Annotated in this window: 3 protein-coding genes, 1 tRNA gene and 5 rRNA genes; 7 read left to right on the forward strand and 2 right to left on the reverse strand. The window is 41.1% G+C overall.

The window, feature by feature from the left end; genetic code table 11:
• Positions 1-3: 3 nt before the first annotated feature.
• Positions 4-525: a uracil-DNA glycosylase gene (locus CKV72_RS00270; RefSeq protein WP_207713346.1), complete on the reverse strand. Its 522-nt coding sequence runs from the start codon at positions 523-525 to the stop codon at positions 4-6.
• Between the two features lie 102 nt (positions 526-627).
• Positions 628-2,064, reverse strand: a complete 1,437-nt coding sequence (cls, locus tag CKV72_RS00275; RefSeq protein ID WP_095177170.1) for a cardiolipin synthase — start codon at positions 2,062-2,064, stop codon at positions 628-630.
• 186 nt (positions 2,065-2,250) lie between these two features.
• On the opposite strand from cls, the gene CKV72_RS00280 reads away from it, so the two are divergent.
• From CKV72_RS00280 to CKV72_RS00310, 7 genes are all read left to right on the forward strand, one after another.
• The gene (locus CKV72_RS00280; RefSeq protein ID WP_095177171.1) at positions 2,251-4,545 is read left to right on the forward strand and encodes an ATP-dependent Clp protease ATP-binding subunit; all 2,295 of its coding nucleotides are present in this window, start codon (positions 2,251-2,253) and stop codon (positions 4,543-4,545) included.
• 438 nt (positions 4,546-4,983) lie between these two features.
• Positions 4,984-6,496: ribosomal RNA gene (locus tag CKV72_RS00285) — 16S ribosomal RNA — on the forward strand.
• A 267-nt stretch (positions 6,497-6,763) separates the two neighbouring features.
• A 23S ribosomal RNA gene (locus tag CKV72_RS00290) occupies positions 6,764-9,660 on the forward strand.
• 109 nt (positions 9,661-9,769) lie between these two features.
• Positions 9,770-9,886, forward strand: a 5S ribosomal RNA gene (gene rrf / locus CKV72_RS00295).
• 10 nt (positions 9,887-9,896) lie between these two features.
• Positions 9,897-9,972 (forward strand) — tRNA-Phe (locus CKV72_RS00300).
• A gap of 439 nt (positions 9,973-10,411) precedes the next feature.
• Positions 10,412-11,924 (forward strand): 16S ribosomal RNA (locus CKV72_RS00305).
• 267 nt (positions 11,925-12,191) lie between these two features.
• Positions 12,192-15,088, forward strand: a 23S ribosomal RNA gene (locus CKV72_RS00310).
• Together the 16S, 23S and 5S rRNA genes with 1 tRNA gene alongside form the textbook arrangement of a ribosomal RNA operon.
• Positions 15,089-15,127: the final 39 nt, after the last annotated feature.

A 15,127-nucleotide genomic window follows, 5' to 3' on the forward strand; every position in this document is an offset into this window, starting at 1 on the left:
GCTTTATTTTAATTTATTTAATATATTTGAAAGTTTTATCCAATCTTTTTTATAAGATTCTTTAAATAAATCAGTTCTATTATATATTAATGCAGAAGGGTGGTACATAGGAAATATATTCATATTTAGTTTTTTACTGAATAGTAAATTACCATGATAGTTACCTATAGTAGAATTATAATCATGAAATGTTTTTAGTGGGGTATTTCCTAAAGTTATAATAATTTTAGGATTTACTAATTCTATTTCTTTTTTTAAAATATGTTCAAAAAGATTTATTTCCGATGTTTTAGGAGCCCTATTACTTATAGTTTTTTTGCCGGAAGGGTTTATTTTTATTTTAATAGGTCTAAAGTAGCAAGTGTTAGTTATTCTTATATTTTCTCTATTTAAATTAATCATATCTAAATAGTACTGAAAGTTTTTACCCGCCATACCTACAAAAGGTTTTCCTTCTTCTACTTCTGTTTTACCTGGAGCTTCACCTATAAATAAAATATCGCATGGAATAGGGCCACTTCCCATAGCCCATCCTCCTATAGTATCATCTTTATAATTTTCACATATTTTTTTTATTTCTTCTTCTAAATGTTTTATATTATTAATAGTTATACCTCCTTAAAGTTTTTATAGTAGAGCAGAAAATAACCTAGTTATAGCCTCGATAAATTTAATAAAGTTAGAAGTTTCATTAAAATCTTGTTCTGTTACACTTTTACTATGTTTAAGGTCTTCAAAAAACATTTCTTCTAATTTAATAGTTGTTTCTTCATCATATATTATAGCGTTTATTTCATAATTTAAATCAAAACTTCTAATATCCATATTAGCAGTACCTATAGTAGATACTTTCCCATCAACAGTAATAACTTTTGCATGAACAAAGGAATTTTTATCATAAAAGTGAACTTTTGCTCCGGACTTTAAGAGCTCAGCTAAATATGTCTTTGAAGCATAGTATACTGTGAAATGATCATACTGACCAGGAAATAAAATTCTCACATCTACTCCACTTAGAGAAGCTATTTTTAAAGCTTCCATAATACTTTCTGAAGGAACAAAATAAGGTGTTGTTATATATATATGTTCAGTAGCCATGTATATCATTTTCAATATTCCCTGCATAATGGATGAATAAGGAGAATTAGGACCACTTTTAGCTAGTTGCATTAATTTTTTTTCAGGTTGATTTATTTTAGGAAAATATGAATTAAAATCTTTATTTATTAAAAAGCTATCATTATTTGCCTTTTTTATTGTCCAAAAATCATCTATAAACACAGCCTGAAGACCTAATACAAAATCGCCTTTAACCATTATGTGAGTATCACGCCAATACCCTAATTCTCCCTTTCCTAAGTATTCATCTCCTATATTAATACCACCAACAAAACCAACCTTTCCATCTATAATTGCAATCTTTCTATGGTTCCTATAATTAATTTGAGTATTTATTTTTTTTAATAAAGGAGCAAGAAAATATGAGTATTCAACTACATCAATGCCAGCTTTAATCATATCTTCAATATATTCTTTGCCAAGTTTTATTGATCCTACTCTATCTAAAATGAATCTCACTTCAATTCCTTCTAAAGATTTTTTTATTAATAGATCTTTTATTTCATTACCTATTATGTCGTTTTTTACAATATAGTATTCTAAATGTATATGATGTTTAGCTTTTAATAATTCTTTTTTTAAAGCTTGAAATTTTTCAGTGCCGTCTTTAAATATTTCTATTGAATTATTTAAAAATAAAGGGGACTCACTATTTTCAGCGATTAAATGAATAAGAGGAAAATAATCTGGATCATCTATTTTATCCATAGATCTATAAATGAGTTCTCTAACTTTAGGAGAAAAATCAGTATTTAATTTATGCATCTTCCAGTTACGTCCTAAAAATATATATAAAAAAATGCCTATAGGTGGTAATAAAGTTATTATTAAAAGCCATGCTATGGTTTTTTCAGGTCTTTTCCGTTCTAATAGTATAACTAATGTAATTATTATAATGTTTATGAAGAAAAATATAGATAAAAATGATGTGAAATTAAATTTCATATTAACACCTCCTTGGCTAAATAAACAAGTTACTAATATTATTACATATTTATATTGTATATTAAGAGAAGAATAAGTAAAGTATAATTTAATACTTATTTAATAAATTAGAATTAAAGTTTATGTTATACTATAATAACAATTTGAATACTTAAATTAATTAAATTGTAAATTGGAGTGAAGTATATGAAGTTATGTTCTATATGTAATAAAAATGTTGCTACTATTTTTACAACTAGATTTAAAGATGAGAAACCTCAAATTGTAGGAATATGCGTTGAATGTGCTAAAAAGATGAATGTACAGCCTTTAAACCAGATAATTGAAGCAGCAGGAGTAACTCCAGAAGATATGGAAACTTATGCTGAACAAATGAATAAATTATTAGAAAATATGGACATAAATGAACTTTTAAGTAATGATTTATTTTCTAATATTATCAATAATATGAGTGAAATGAATGCGTCTCAAATGAAACAGGATTTTATAGATAAGAATAATAAAAATCATAATGATGAAAAAAATAATATTTCACAAAGTAAATCTAATGTAAAAACAAGATCTAAGTTTATGAATAAGAAAAAAAATCTAGATAAATATGCAATAAATTTGAATGATAAGGCAAAGAATAATAAGATAGATGTTGTAGTGGGGAGAGATAAAGAATTAGAAAGGATAATTCAAATATTAAATAGAAGGAATAAAAATAATCCTATACTTATTGGGGAACCTGGAGTTGGTAAGACAGCTATAGCAGAGGGGCTAGCGGTAAAAATAATAGAAAAAAACGTTCCTATAAAATTATTAAATAAGGAAATATATTTATTAGATCTAACTTCTGTAGTAGCAGGCACTCAATTTAGGGGACAATTTGAAGGACGTATGAAAGCTATAGTAGATGAAGTAACGGAGAGTGAAAATGTTATATTAGTTATAGATGAAGTTCATAATATTATAGGAGCAGGGGAAGCTCAAGGTGGAGCTCTTAATGCTGCTAATATATTAAAACCTGCTTTAGCTAGAGGAGACATTCAAGTTATTGGAGCTACAACTTTGGAGGAATATAGAAAATATATAGAAAAAGATTCTGCATTGGAAAGAAGATTCCAACCAATATTAGTTGAAGAACCATCAGTTGATGAAACAATAGAAATTTTAAATAGAATAAAAGTATACTATGAAGAGTATCATAATGTTAAAATAACTAAGGATGTTGTAGAAGAGGCTGTAAAATTATCTAAAAGATATATAACAGATAGATATTTACCTGATAAAGCCATAGACGTTATAGATGAGGCTAGCTCTAGAGCTAATTTAAGAAATAAGAATTTAATGGAACTTAAAATTGCAAAAGAAGAGCTAGAGAAACTACAAAGTAAAATGTTAGATGCAGCAAATAATGGAGATTATGAGAAAGCAGCTCAATATAAAACGGAAGAATATAAGTTAAAAGATAAAGTTCAACAGTTAGAAAAGAAGAGTAAAGTAGAATTATCAATAGATGATATAGCTTATGTAATTGAGGCATGGACTAAAATACCAGTTCAAAAGGTAAGAGAAAAAGAGGTAGAAAAATTATTAAATTTGGAGCAAAGACTTCATAAAAGGGTAATTGGTCAAGATAGAGCGGTACGTAAACTCTCAAGGACCATAAGAAGAAATAGATTAGGATTCAAGAGTAAAAAAAGGCCAGCTTCATTTATATTTGTAGGACCAACAGGAGTTGGGAAAACAGAACTTGTTAAAGCTTTAGCATGTGAATTGTTTGGAGATGAAGATGCTTTAATAAGAATAGACATGTCAGAATATATGGAAAAGCATACAGCTTCAAAACTCATAGGATCACCTCCTGGATATATTGGATATGATGAGGGAGGACAATTAACTGAAAAAATTAGAAGAAAACCGTATTCAGTTGTTCTTTTAGATGAAATAGAAAAAGCACATCCAGATATATTTAATATGCTTTTACAGGTGCTAGAAGATGGAAGATTGACAGACAATCAAGGCAGAACTGTTTTTTTTGATAATTCTGTAATAATAATGACATCTAATTTGGGCACTAATTTTAAGGAAAGTACAATAGGATTTGGAAATACAAATTCAATTCAAATTGAAAATAGCATAAAGGATGCGTTAAAAGAGACATTTAAACCAGAATTTATAAATAGGATAGATGAAATTGTTGTATTTGAGAAATTAAACAAAGAAGAGTTATATGATATTATAGATATTATGTTTAATGATGTTTCAGAAGATTTAAATGAAAAAAATATAAAAGTACATTTTACAAAAGAAGTTAAAGATTTTATATTAAGAATAGGATATAGTGAAAAATATGGTGCAAGAGAGCTAAGAAGAGCTATACAAAGGTATATTGAAGATGAAATATCTGAAGAATATTTTAGAGGCAAGGTAAAAGAAGGAACAAATATAGAGGTAGATGTATATGAAGATAAAATATATATAAAGAATATATGATTATTTTTATATATTATGGGTACAATACTCTTGAGAGTATACTTTCAAGAGTATTGTATTAAACAACTGGATCAAGTGTATCTTTACATGAAATATAGAGAAAAAGATAAAAATAAGGATTAAGTAAGAGATAATTGTATAAAATAAGATATTGATAATATGTATCTAAATCTAAATATGTTAAAATAAAATACGTTGTTGAAACAAAACAACGCGTAACCTTGAAAACAACACATTTATTAAACATAAAATATTTAATAAAAAAGTGTTGACAAGTTTTAAAAAAACTTGTATACTGTAAAAGTCGCTTGATTGCGACAGACAAATAGGTCTTTGAAAATTAAACAGAGAAATAAGCCAGTCGATTCTTATTGAGAATCAAAAAAAATAGTAATGAGCAAATTTTATCAATTATATAGTTGATAAAGATTAAACTTTTAAATTGAGAGTTTGATCCTGGCTCAGGACGAACGCTGGCGGCGTGCTTAACACATGCAAGTCGAGCGATGAAGCTTCCTTCGGGAAGTGGATTAGCGGCGGACGGGTGAGTAACACGTGGGCAACCTGCCTCAAAGAGGGGAATAGCCCTCCGAAAGGAGGATTAATACCGCATAAAGTTAGAGTTTCGCATGAAACTTTAACCAAAGGAGTAATCTGCTTTGAGATGGGCCCGCGTCCCATTAGCTAGTTGGTAGGGTAATGGCTTACCAAGGCAACGATGGGTAGCCGACCTGAGAGGGTGATCGGCCACATTGGAACTGAGACACGGTCCAGACTCCTACGGGAGGCAGCAGTGGGGAATATTGCGCAATGGGGGAAACCCTGACGCAGCAACGCCGCGTGGGTGATGAAGGTTTTCGGATCGTAAAACCCTGTTTTCTGGGACGATAATGACGGTACCAGATGAGGAAGCCACGGCTAACTACGTGCCAGCAGCCGCGGTAATACGTAGGTGGCAAGCGTTGTCCGGATTTACTGGGCGTAAAGGGTGCGTAGGCGGATGCTTAAGTGAGATGTGAAATACCTAGGCTTAACTTAGGGGCTGCATTTCAAACTGGGCATCTAGAGTACAGGAGAGGGAAACGGAATTCCTAGTGTAGCGGTGAAATGCGTAGAGATTAGGAAGAACACCAGTGGCGAAGGCGGTTTCCTGGACTGTAACTGACGCTGAGGCACGAAAGCGTGGGTAGCAAACAGGATTAGATACCCTGGTAGTCCACGCCGTAAACGATGAATACTAGGTGTAGGAGGGTCCAACCTTCTGTGCCGCAGTTAACACATTAAGTATTCCGCCTGGGGAGTACGGTCGCAAGACTAAAACTCAAAGGAATTGACGGGGGCCCGCACAAGCAGCGGAGCATGTGGTTTAATTCGAAGCAACGCGAAGAACCTTACCTGGACTTGACATCCCCTGAATTACTCGTAACTGAGGAAATCTCTTCGGAGACAGGGAGACAGGTGGTGCATGGTTGTCGTCAGCTCGTGTCGTGAGATGTTGGGTTAAGTCCCGCAACGAGCGCAACCCTTATTATTAGTTGCTACCATTAAGTTGAGCACTCTAATGAGACTGCCCGGGTGAACCGGGAGGAAGGTGGGGATGACGTCAAATCATCATGCCCCTTATGTCCAGGGCTACACACGTGCTACAATGGTGGGTACAGAGAGAAGCGATACCGCGAGGTGGAGCAAATCTCAAAAACCCATCCCAGTTCGGATTGCAGGCTGAAACTCGCCTGCATGAAGCCGGAGTTGCTAGTAATCGCAAATCAGAATGTTGCGGTGAATACGTTCCCGGGCCTTGTACACACCGCCCGTCACACCATGAGAGTTGGCAACACCCGAAGTCCGTGAGGTAACCGTAAGGAGCCAGCGGCCGAAGGTGGGGTTAATGATTGGGGTGAAGTCGTAACAAGGTAGCCGTAGGAGAACCTGCGGCTGGATCACCTCCTTTCTAAGGAGTAAAATATTGGTTTATATTCTCTGTTTAATTTTGAGAGACTTATGTCTTTCTAAATGTTCTTTGAAAATTGCACAGAGTAAACTAAGGTAAATTAAACCTTTAAATTTTAATAACAGAAGTTATTGAAAAATACTAAAAATTACTAGAAACAAGTAGTGCTAGGCATAAAGTGAGTGAGGAACGGAGTTTAGCGGAAGCTAAATGAGTACCAGAGCGAACTTTATAACGACGCAATACGAAGTTTATAGGAATTTTAAAGATCAAGCTACAAAGGGCATATGGTGAATGCCTTGGCACCAGTAGCCGATGAAGGACGTGATAAGCTGCGATAAGCTTCGGGTAGGCGCAAATAGCCTGTGATCCGGAGATTTCCGAATGGGGAAACCTGCATACCTAACGGTATGTACCATAAACTGAATACATAGGTTTATGGGGGTATACCCGGGGAACTGAAACATCTAAGTACCCGGAGGAAGAGAAAGAAAAATCGATTTTCTTAGTAGCGGCGAGCGAAAAGGAAAGAGCCCAAACCAGAAATTTATTTCTGGGGTTGTGGATAGACCATAACGAAGACAGATTTTAATCGAAGAGAGCTGGAACGCTCTACCACAGAAGGTAATAGTCCTGTAGGTAAAAAAATATGTCTTTTAGGTCTAATCCAGAGTACCACGAGACACGTGAAACCTTGTGGGAAGCAGGGAGGACCACCTCCCAAGGCTAAATACTAACTGGTGACCGATAGTGAAGCAGTACCGTGAGGGAAAGGTGAAAAGAACCCCGGAAGGGGAGTGAAATAGAACCTGAAACCGTATGCTTACAAACAGTGGGAGCACGTTAATGTGTGACCGCGTGCTTTTTGTAGAACGAGCCAGCGAGTTACGGTATGTAGCAAGGTTAAGCACTTAAGGTGCGTAGCCGAAGGGAAACCGAGTCTGAATAGGGCGACTAGTTGCATGCTGTAGACCCGAAACCGAGTGACCTATCCATGGGCAGGTTGAAGCGGAAGTAAAATTCCGTGGAGGACCGAACCACGTTGGTGTTGAAAAACCATGGGATGACCTGTGGATAGCGGAGAAATTCCAATCGAACTCGGAGATAGCTGGTTCTCCTCGAAATAGCTTTAGGGCTAGCGTCTGGTTATTGAGTAATGGAGGTAGAGCACTGAATGGGCTAGGGGCTGACAACAGTTACTGAACCCTATCAAACTCCGAATGCCATATACTTTTATCCAGGCAGTCAGGCTGCGAGTGATAAGATCCGTAGTCGAGAGGGAAACAACCCAGACCATCAGCTAAGGTCCCAAAGTGTAAGTTAAGTGGAAAAGGATGTGGGATTTCTAAGACAACTAGGATGTTGGCTTAGAAGCAGCCACTCATTTAAAGAGTGCGTAATAGCTCACTAGTCAAGAGATCCTGCGCCGAAGATGTCCGGGGCTCAAACTTACCACCGAAGCTATGGATTCAATAGAATGGTAGAGGAGCTTCCTGTATGGGTAGAAGTCGTATCGTAAGAAGCGGTGGACTGTACAGGAGTGAGTATGCTGGCATGAGTAGCGAGAAATAAGTGAGAATCTTATTGGTCGAAAACCTAAGGTTTCCTGAGGAAGGTTCGTCCGCTCAGGGTTAGTCGGGACCTAAGCCCAGGCCGAAAGGCGTAGGTGATGGACAATCGGTTGATATTCCGATACCGCCAACTTTCGTTTGACAGATGGGGTGACACAGAAGGATAAGGTATGCACACTATTGGATGTGTGTCTAAGCACTTAGGCGTGCTTGATTGGAAAATCCGTCAAGCTTAGCTGAGGTGTTACGGGGAGCCTATTTTGGCGAAGTACCTGATTCCACACTGTCAAGAAAAGCCTCTATGGAGAAAGTTGGTGCCCGTACCGCAAACCGACACAGGTAGGTGAGGAGAGAATCCTAAGACCATCGGAAGAATTGCTGTTAAGGAACTAGGCAAATTGACCCCGTAACTTCGGGAGAAGGGGTGCCTGCTTCACGGCAGGCCGCAGTGAATAGGCCCAAGCAACTGTTTATCAAAAACACAGGTCTCTGCTAAAGCGAAAGCTGATGTATAGGGGCTGACGCCTGCCCGGTGCTGGAAGGTTAAAGGGATCTGTTAGCGTAAGCGAAGCGGTGAACTTAAGCCCCAGTGAACGGCGGCCGTAACTATAACGGTCCTAAGGTAGCGAAATTCCTTGTCGGGTAAGTTCCGACCCGCACGAATGGCGTAATGACTTGGGCACTGTCTCAACAGCAAATCCGGCGAAATTGTAGTGCAAGTGAAGATGCTTGCTACCCGCGATAGGACGGAAAGACCCCGTAGAGCTTTACTGTAGCTTAACATTGAATTTCGGTATTGTCTGTACAGGATAGGTGGGAGACTTGGAAGCAGGAGCGTCAGTTTCTGTGGAGTCACCCTTGGGATACCACCCTGATAGTACTGAAATTCTAACGGAAAGCCTTGAAACAGGTTGCCGGACATTGTTAGGTGGGCAGTTTGACTGGGGCGGTCGCCTCCTAAAAAGTAACGGAGGCGCCCAAAGGTTCCCTCAGCGCGGTCGGAAATCGCGCGTAGAGTGTAAAGGCATAAGGGAGCCTGACTGCGACACATACAGGTGGAGCAGGGACGAAAGTCGGGCTTAGTGATCCGGTGGTTCCTCGTGGGAGGGCCATCGCTCAACGGATAAAAGCTACCTCGGGGATAACAGGCTGATCTCCCCCAAGAGTCCACATCGACGGGGAGGTTTGGCACCTCGATGTCGGCTCGTCGCATCCTGGGGCTGGAGTAGGTCCCAAGGGTTGGGCTGTTCGCCCATTAAAGCGGCACGCGAGCTGGGTTCAGAACGTCGTGAGACAGTTCGGTCCCTATCCGTCGCGGGCGTAGGAAATTTGAAGGGAGCTGTCCTTAGTACGAGAGGACCGGGATGGACTGACCTCTGGTGCACCAGTTGTCACGCCAGTGGCACAGCTGGGTAGCTAAGTCAGGAAGGGATAAACGCTGAAAGCATCTAAGCGTGAAGCCCACCCTAAGATGAGATTTCCCATGACGTAAGTCAATAAGATCCCTTGAAGAACACAAGGTTGATAGGTCAGAGGTGTAAGTGCAGCAATGTATTTAGCTGACTGATACTAATAGATCGAAGGCTTGATCAAAAATATTACTCTGTGCAATTTTGAAAGAATAATTCTTTCAATGAAACTCCTAAACTTTAGTTCAGGAGTACTGATTTAAAACGAAATCAAAGATTTCTGTAAATCAGCATCTGGTGATTATAGCTAGAAGGTAACACCCGTTCCCATGCCGAACACGATGGTTAAGCTTCTAAGCGCCAATGGTACTGCAAGGGCAACCTTGTGGGAGAGTAGGACATTGCCAGGTAATAACATATGGCTCGATAGCTCAGTCGGTAGAGCAGAGGACTGAAAATCCTCGTGTCCCTGGTTCGATTCCTGGTCGAGCCACCACTTAGACCTCATCAATTATGATGAGGTCTTTTTTACATAAAGAAAAATAATACTTATAAAATTTTTATAATCTCATATAAACGTGACCTGGGGTATCACTATAAGGAAAACATTAAATTTAAGAGGAATACAGATAAAAGTTTATCTAATTATAAATAATAAAGAAAAAGTTATTTTGAGTTGCTAATAAATTTGATACAATAACACTTGTCGTCACGAGATGACAACACAGCAAACAACACATTTTTAAGATAAATTTTAAAAAAGTGTTGACAAGTTTTAAAAAAACTTGTATACTGTAAAAGTCGTTTGATTGCGACAGACAAATAGGTCTTTGAAAATTAAACAGAGAAATAAGCCAGTCGATTCTTATTGAGAATCAAAAAAAATAGTAATGAGCAAATTTTATCAATTATACAGTTGATAAAGATTAAACTTTTAAATTGAGAGTTTGATCCTGGCTCAGGACGAACGCTGGCGGCGTGCTTAACACATGCAAGTCGAGCGATGAAGCTTCCTTCGGGAAGTGGATTAGCGGCGGACGGGTGAGTAACACGTGGGCAACCTGCCTCAAAGAGGGGAATAGCCCTCCGAAAGGAGGATTAATACCGCATAAAGTTAGAGTTTCGCATGAAACTTTAACCAAAGGAGTAATCCGCTTTGAGATGGGCCCGCGTCCCATTAGCTAGTTGGTAGGGTAATGGCTTACCAAGGCAACGATGGGTAGCCGACCTGAGAGGGTGATCGGCCACATTGGAACTGAGACACGGTCCAGACTCCTACGGGAGGCAGCAGTGGGGAATATTGCGCAATGGGGGAAACCCTGACGCAGCAACGCCGCGTGGGTGATGAAGGTTTTCGGATCGTAAAACCCTGTTTTCTGGGACGATAATGACGGTACCAGATGAGGAAGCCACGGCTAACTACGTGCCAGCAGCCGCGGTAATACGTAGGTGGCAAGCGTTGTCCGGATTTACTGGGCGTAAAGGGTGCGTAGGCGGATGCTTAAGTGAGATGTGAAATACCTAGGCTTAACTTAGGGGCTGCATTTCAAACTGGGCATCTAGAGTACAGGAGAGGGAAACGGAATTCCTAGTGTAGCGGTGAAATGCGTAGAGATTAGGAAGAACACCAGTGGCGAAGGCGGTTTCCTGGACTGTAACTGACGCTGAGGCACGAAAGCGTGGGTAGCAAACAGGATTAGATACCCTGGTAGTCCACGCCGTAAACGATGAATACTAGGTGTAGGAGGGTCCAACCTTCTGTGCCGCAGTTAACACATTAAGTATTCCGCCTGGGGAGTACGGTCGCAAGACTAAAACTCAAAGGAATTGACGGGGGCCCGCACAAGCAGCGGAGCATGTGGTTTAATTCGAAGCAACGCGAAGAACCTTACCTGGACTTGACATCCCCTGAATTACTCGTAACTGAGGAAATCTCTTCGGAGACAGGGAGACAGGTGGTGCATGGTTGTCGTCAGCTCGTGTCGTGAGATGTTGGGTTAAGTCCCGCAACGAGCGCAACCCTTATTATTAGTTGCTACCATTAAGTTGAGCACTCTAATGAGACTGCCCGGGTGAACCGGGAGGAAGGTGGGGATGACGTCAAATCATCATGCCCCTTATGTCCAGGGCTACACACGTGCTACAATGGTGGGTACAGAGAGAAGCGATACCGCGAGGTGGAGCAAATCTCAAAAACCCATCCCAGTTCGGATTGCAGGCTGAAACTCGCCTGCATGAAGCCGGAGTTGCTAGTAATCGCAAATCAGAATGTTGCGGTGAATACGTTCCCGGGCCTTGTACACACCGCCCGTCACACCATGAGAGTTGGCAACACCCGAAGTCCGTGAGGTAACCGTAAGGAGCCAGCGGCCGAAGGTGGGGTTAATGATTGGGGTGAAGTCGTAACAAGGTAGCCGTAGGAGAACCTGCGGCTGGATCACCTCCTTTCTAAGGAGTAAAATATTGGCTTATATTCTCTGTTTAATTTTGAGAGACTTATGTCTTTCAAAATGTTCTTTGAAAATTGCACAGAGTAAACTAAGGTAAATTAAACCTTTAAATTTTAATAACAGAAGTTATTGAAAAATACTAAAAATTACTAGAAACAAGTAGTGCTAGGCATAAAGTGAGTGAGGAACGGAGTTTAGCGGAAGCTAAATGAGTACCAGAGCGAACTTTATAACGACGCAATACGAAGTTTATAGGAATTTTAAAGATCAAGCTACAAAGGGCATATGGTGAATGCCTTGGCACCAGTAGCCGATGAAGGACGTGATAAGCTGCGATAAGCTTCGGGTAGGCGCAAATAGCCTGTGATCCGGAGATTTCCGAATGGGGAAACCTGCATACCTAACGGTATGTACCATAAACTGAATACATAGGTTTATGGGGGTATACCCGGGGAACTGAAACATCTAAGTACCCGGAGGAAGAGAAAGAAAAATCGATTTTCTTAGTAGCGGCGAGCGAAAAGGAAAGAGCCCAAACCAGAAATTTATTTCTGGGGTTGTGGATAGACCATAACGAAGACAGACTTTAATCGAAGAGAGCTGGAACGCTCTACCACAGAAGGTAATAGTCCTGTAGGTAAAAAATTATGTCTTTTAGGTCTAATCCAGAGTACCACGAGACACGTGAAACCTTGTGGGAAGCAGGGAGGACCACCTCCCAAGGCTAAATACTAACTGGTGACCGATAGTGAAGCAGTACCGTGAGGGAAAGGTGAAAAGAACCCCGGAAGGGGAGTGAAATAGAACCTGAAACCGTATGCTTACAAACAGTGGGAGCACGTTAATGTGTGACCGCGTGCTTTTTGTAGAACGAGCCAGCGAGTTACGGTATGTAGCAAGGTTAAGCACTTAAGGTGCGTAGCCGAAGGGAAACCGAGTCTGAATAGGGCGACTAGTTGCATGCTGTAGACCCGAAACCGAGTGACCTATCCATGGGCAGGTTGAAGCGGAAGTAAAATTCCGTGGAGGACCGAACCACGTTGGTGTTGAAAAACCATGGGATGACCTGTGGATAGCGGAGAAATTCCAATCGAACTCGGAGATAGCTGGTTCTCCTCGAAATAGCTTTAGGGCTAGCGTCTGGTTATTGAGTAATGGAGGTAGAGCACTGAATGGGCTAGGGGCTGACAACAGTTACTGAACCCTATCAAACTCCGAATGCCATATACTTTTATCCAGGCAGTCAGGCTGCGAGTGATAAGATCCGTAGTCGAGAGGGAAACAACCCAGACCATCAGCTAAGGTCCCAAAGTGTAAGTTAAGTGGAAAAGGATGTGGGATTTCTAAGACAACTAGGATGTTGGCTTAGAAGCAGCCACTCATTTAAAGAGTGCGTAATAGCTCACTAGTCAAGAGATCCTGCGCCGAAGATGTCCGGGGCTCAAACTTACCACCGAAGCTATGGATTCAATAGAATGGTAGAGGAGCTTCCTGTATGGGTAGAAGTCGTATCGTAAGAAGCGGTGGACTGTACAGGAGTGAGTATGCTGGCATGAGTAGCGAGAAATAAGTGAGAATCTTATTGGTCGAAAACCTAAGGTTTCCTGAGGAAGGTTCGTCCGCTCAGGGTTAGTCGGGACCTAAGCCCAGGCCGAAAGGCGTAGGTGATGGACAATCGGTTGATATTCCGATACCGCCAACTTTCGTTTGACAGATGGGGTGACACAGAAGGATAAGGTATGCACACTATTGGATGTGTGTCTAAGCACTTAGGCGTGCTTGATTGGAAAATCCGTCAAGCTTAGCTGAGGTGTTACGGGGAGCCTATTTTGGCGAAGTACCTGATTCCACACTGTCAAGAAAAGCCTCTATGGAGAAAGTTGGTGCCCGTACCGCAAACCGACACAGGTAGGTGAGGAGAGAATCCTAAGACCATCGGAAGAATTGCTGTTAAGGAACTAGGCAAATTGACCCCGTAACTTCGGGAGAAGGGGTGCCTGCTTCACGGCAGGCCGCAGTGAATAGGCCCAAGCAACTGTTTATCAAAAACACAGGTCTCTGCTAAAGCGAAAGCTGATGTATAGGGGCTGACGCCTGCCCGGTGCTGGAAGGTTAAAGGGATCTGTTAGCGTAAGCGAAGCGGTGAACTTAAGCCCCAGTGAACGGCGGCCGTAACTATAACGGTCCTAAGGTAGCGAAATTCCTTGTCGGGTAAGTTCCGACCCGCACGAATGGCGTAATGACTTGGGCACTGTCTCAACAGCAAATCCGGCGAAATTGTAGTGCAAGTGAAGATGCTTGCTACCCGCGATAGGACGGAAAGACCCCGTAGAGCTTTACTGTAGCTTAACATTGAATTTCGGTATTGTCTGTACAGGATAGGTGGGAGACTTGGAAGCAGGAGCGTCAGTTTCTGTGGAGTCACCCTTGGGATACCACCCTGATAGTACTGAAATTCTAACGGAAAGCCTTGAAACAGGTTGCCGGACATTGTTAGGTGGGCAGTTTGACTGGGGCGGTCGCCTCCTAAAAAGTAACGGAGGCGCCCAAAGGTTCCCTCAGCGCGGTCGGAAATCGCGCGTAGAGTGTAAAGGCATAAGGGAGCCTGACTGCGACACATACAGGTGGAGCAGGGACGAAAGTCGGGCTTAGTGATCCGGTGGTTCCTCGTGGGAGGGCCATCGCTCAACGGATAAAAGCTACCTCGGGGATAACAGGCTGATCTCCCCCAAGAGTCCACATCGACGGGGAGGTTTGGCACCTCGATGTCGGCTCGTCGCATCCTGGGGCTGGAGTAGGTCCCAAGGGTTGGGCTGTTCGCCCATTAAAGCGGCACGCGAGCTGGGTTCAGAACGTCGTGAGACAGTTCGGTCCCTATCCGTCGCGGGCGTAGGAAATTTGAAGGGAGCTGTCCTTAGTACGAGAGGACCGGGATGGACTGACCTCTGGTGCACCAGTTGTCACGCCAGTGGCACAGCTGGGTAGCTAAGTCAGGAAGGGATAAACGCTGAAAGCATCTAAGCGTGAAGCCCACCCTAAGATGAGATTTCCCATGACGTAAGTCAATAAGATCCCTTGAAGAACACAAGGTTGATAGGTCAGAGGTGTAAGTGCAGCAATGTATTTAGCTGACTGATACTAATAGATCGAAGGCTTGATCAAAAATATTACTCTGTGCAATTTTGAAAGAATAATTCTTTC

The sequence above is a fragment of the Clostridium cochlearium genome, assembly GCF_900187165.1.
Taxonomy (GTDB): Bacteria; Bacillota; Clostridia; order Clostridiales; family Clostridiaceae; genus Clostridium_G; species Clostridium_G cochlearium.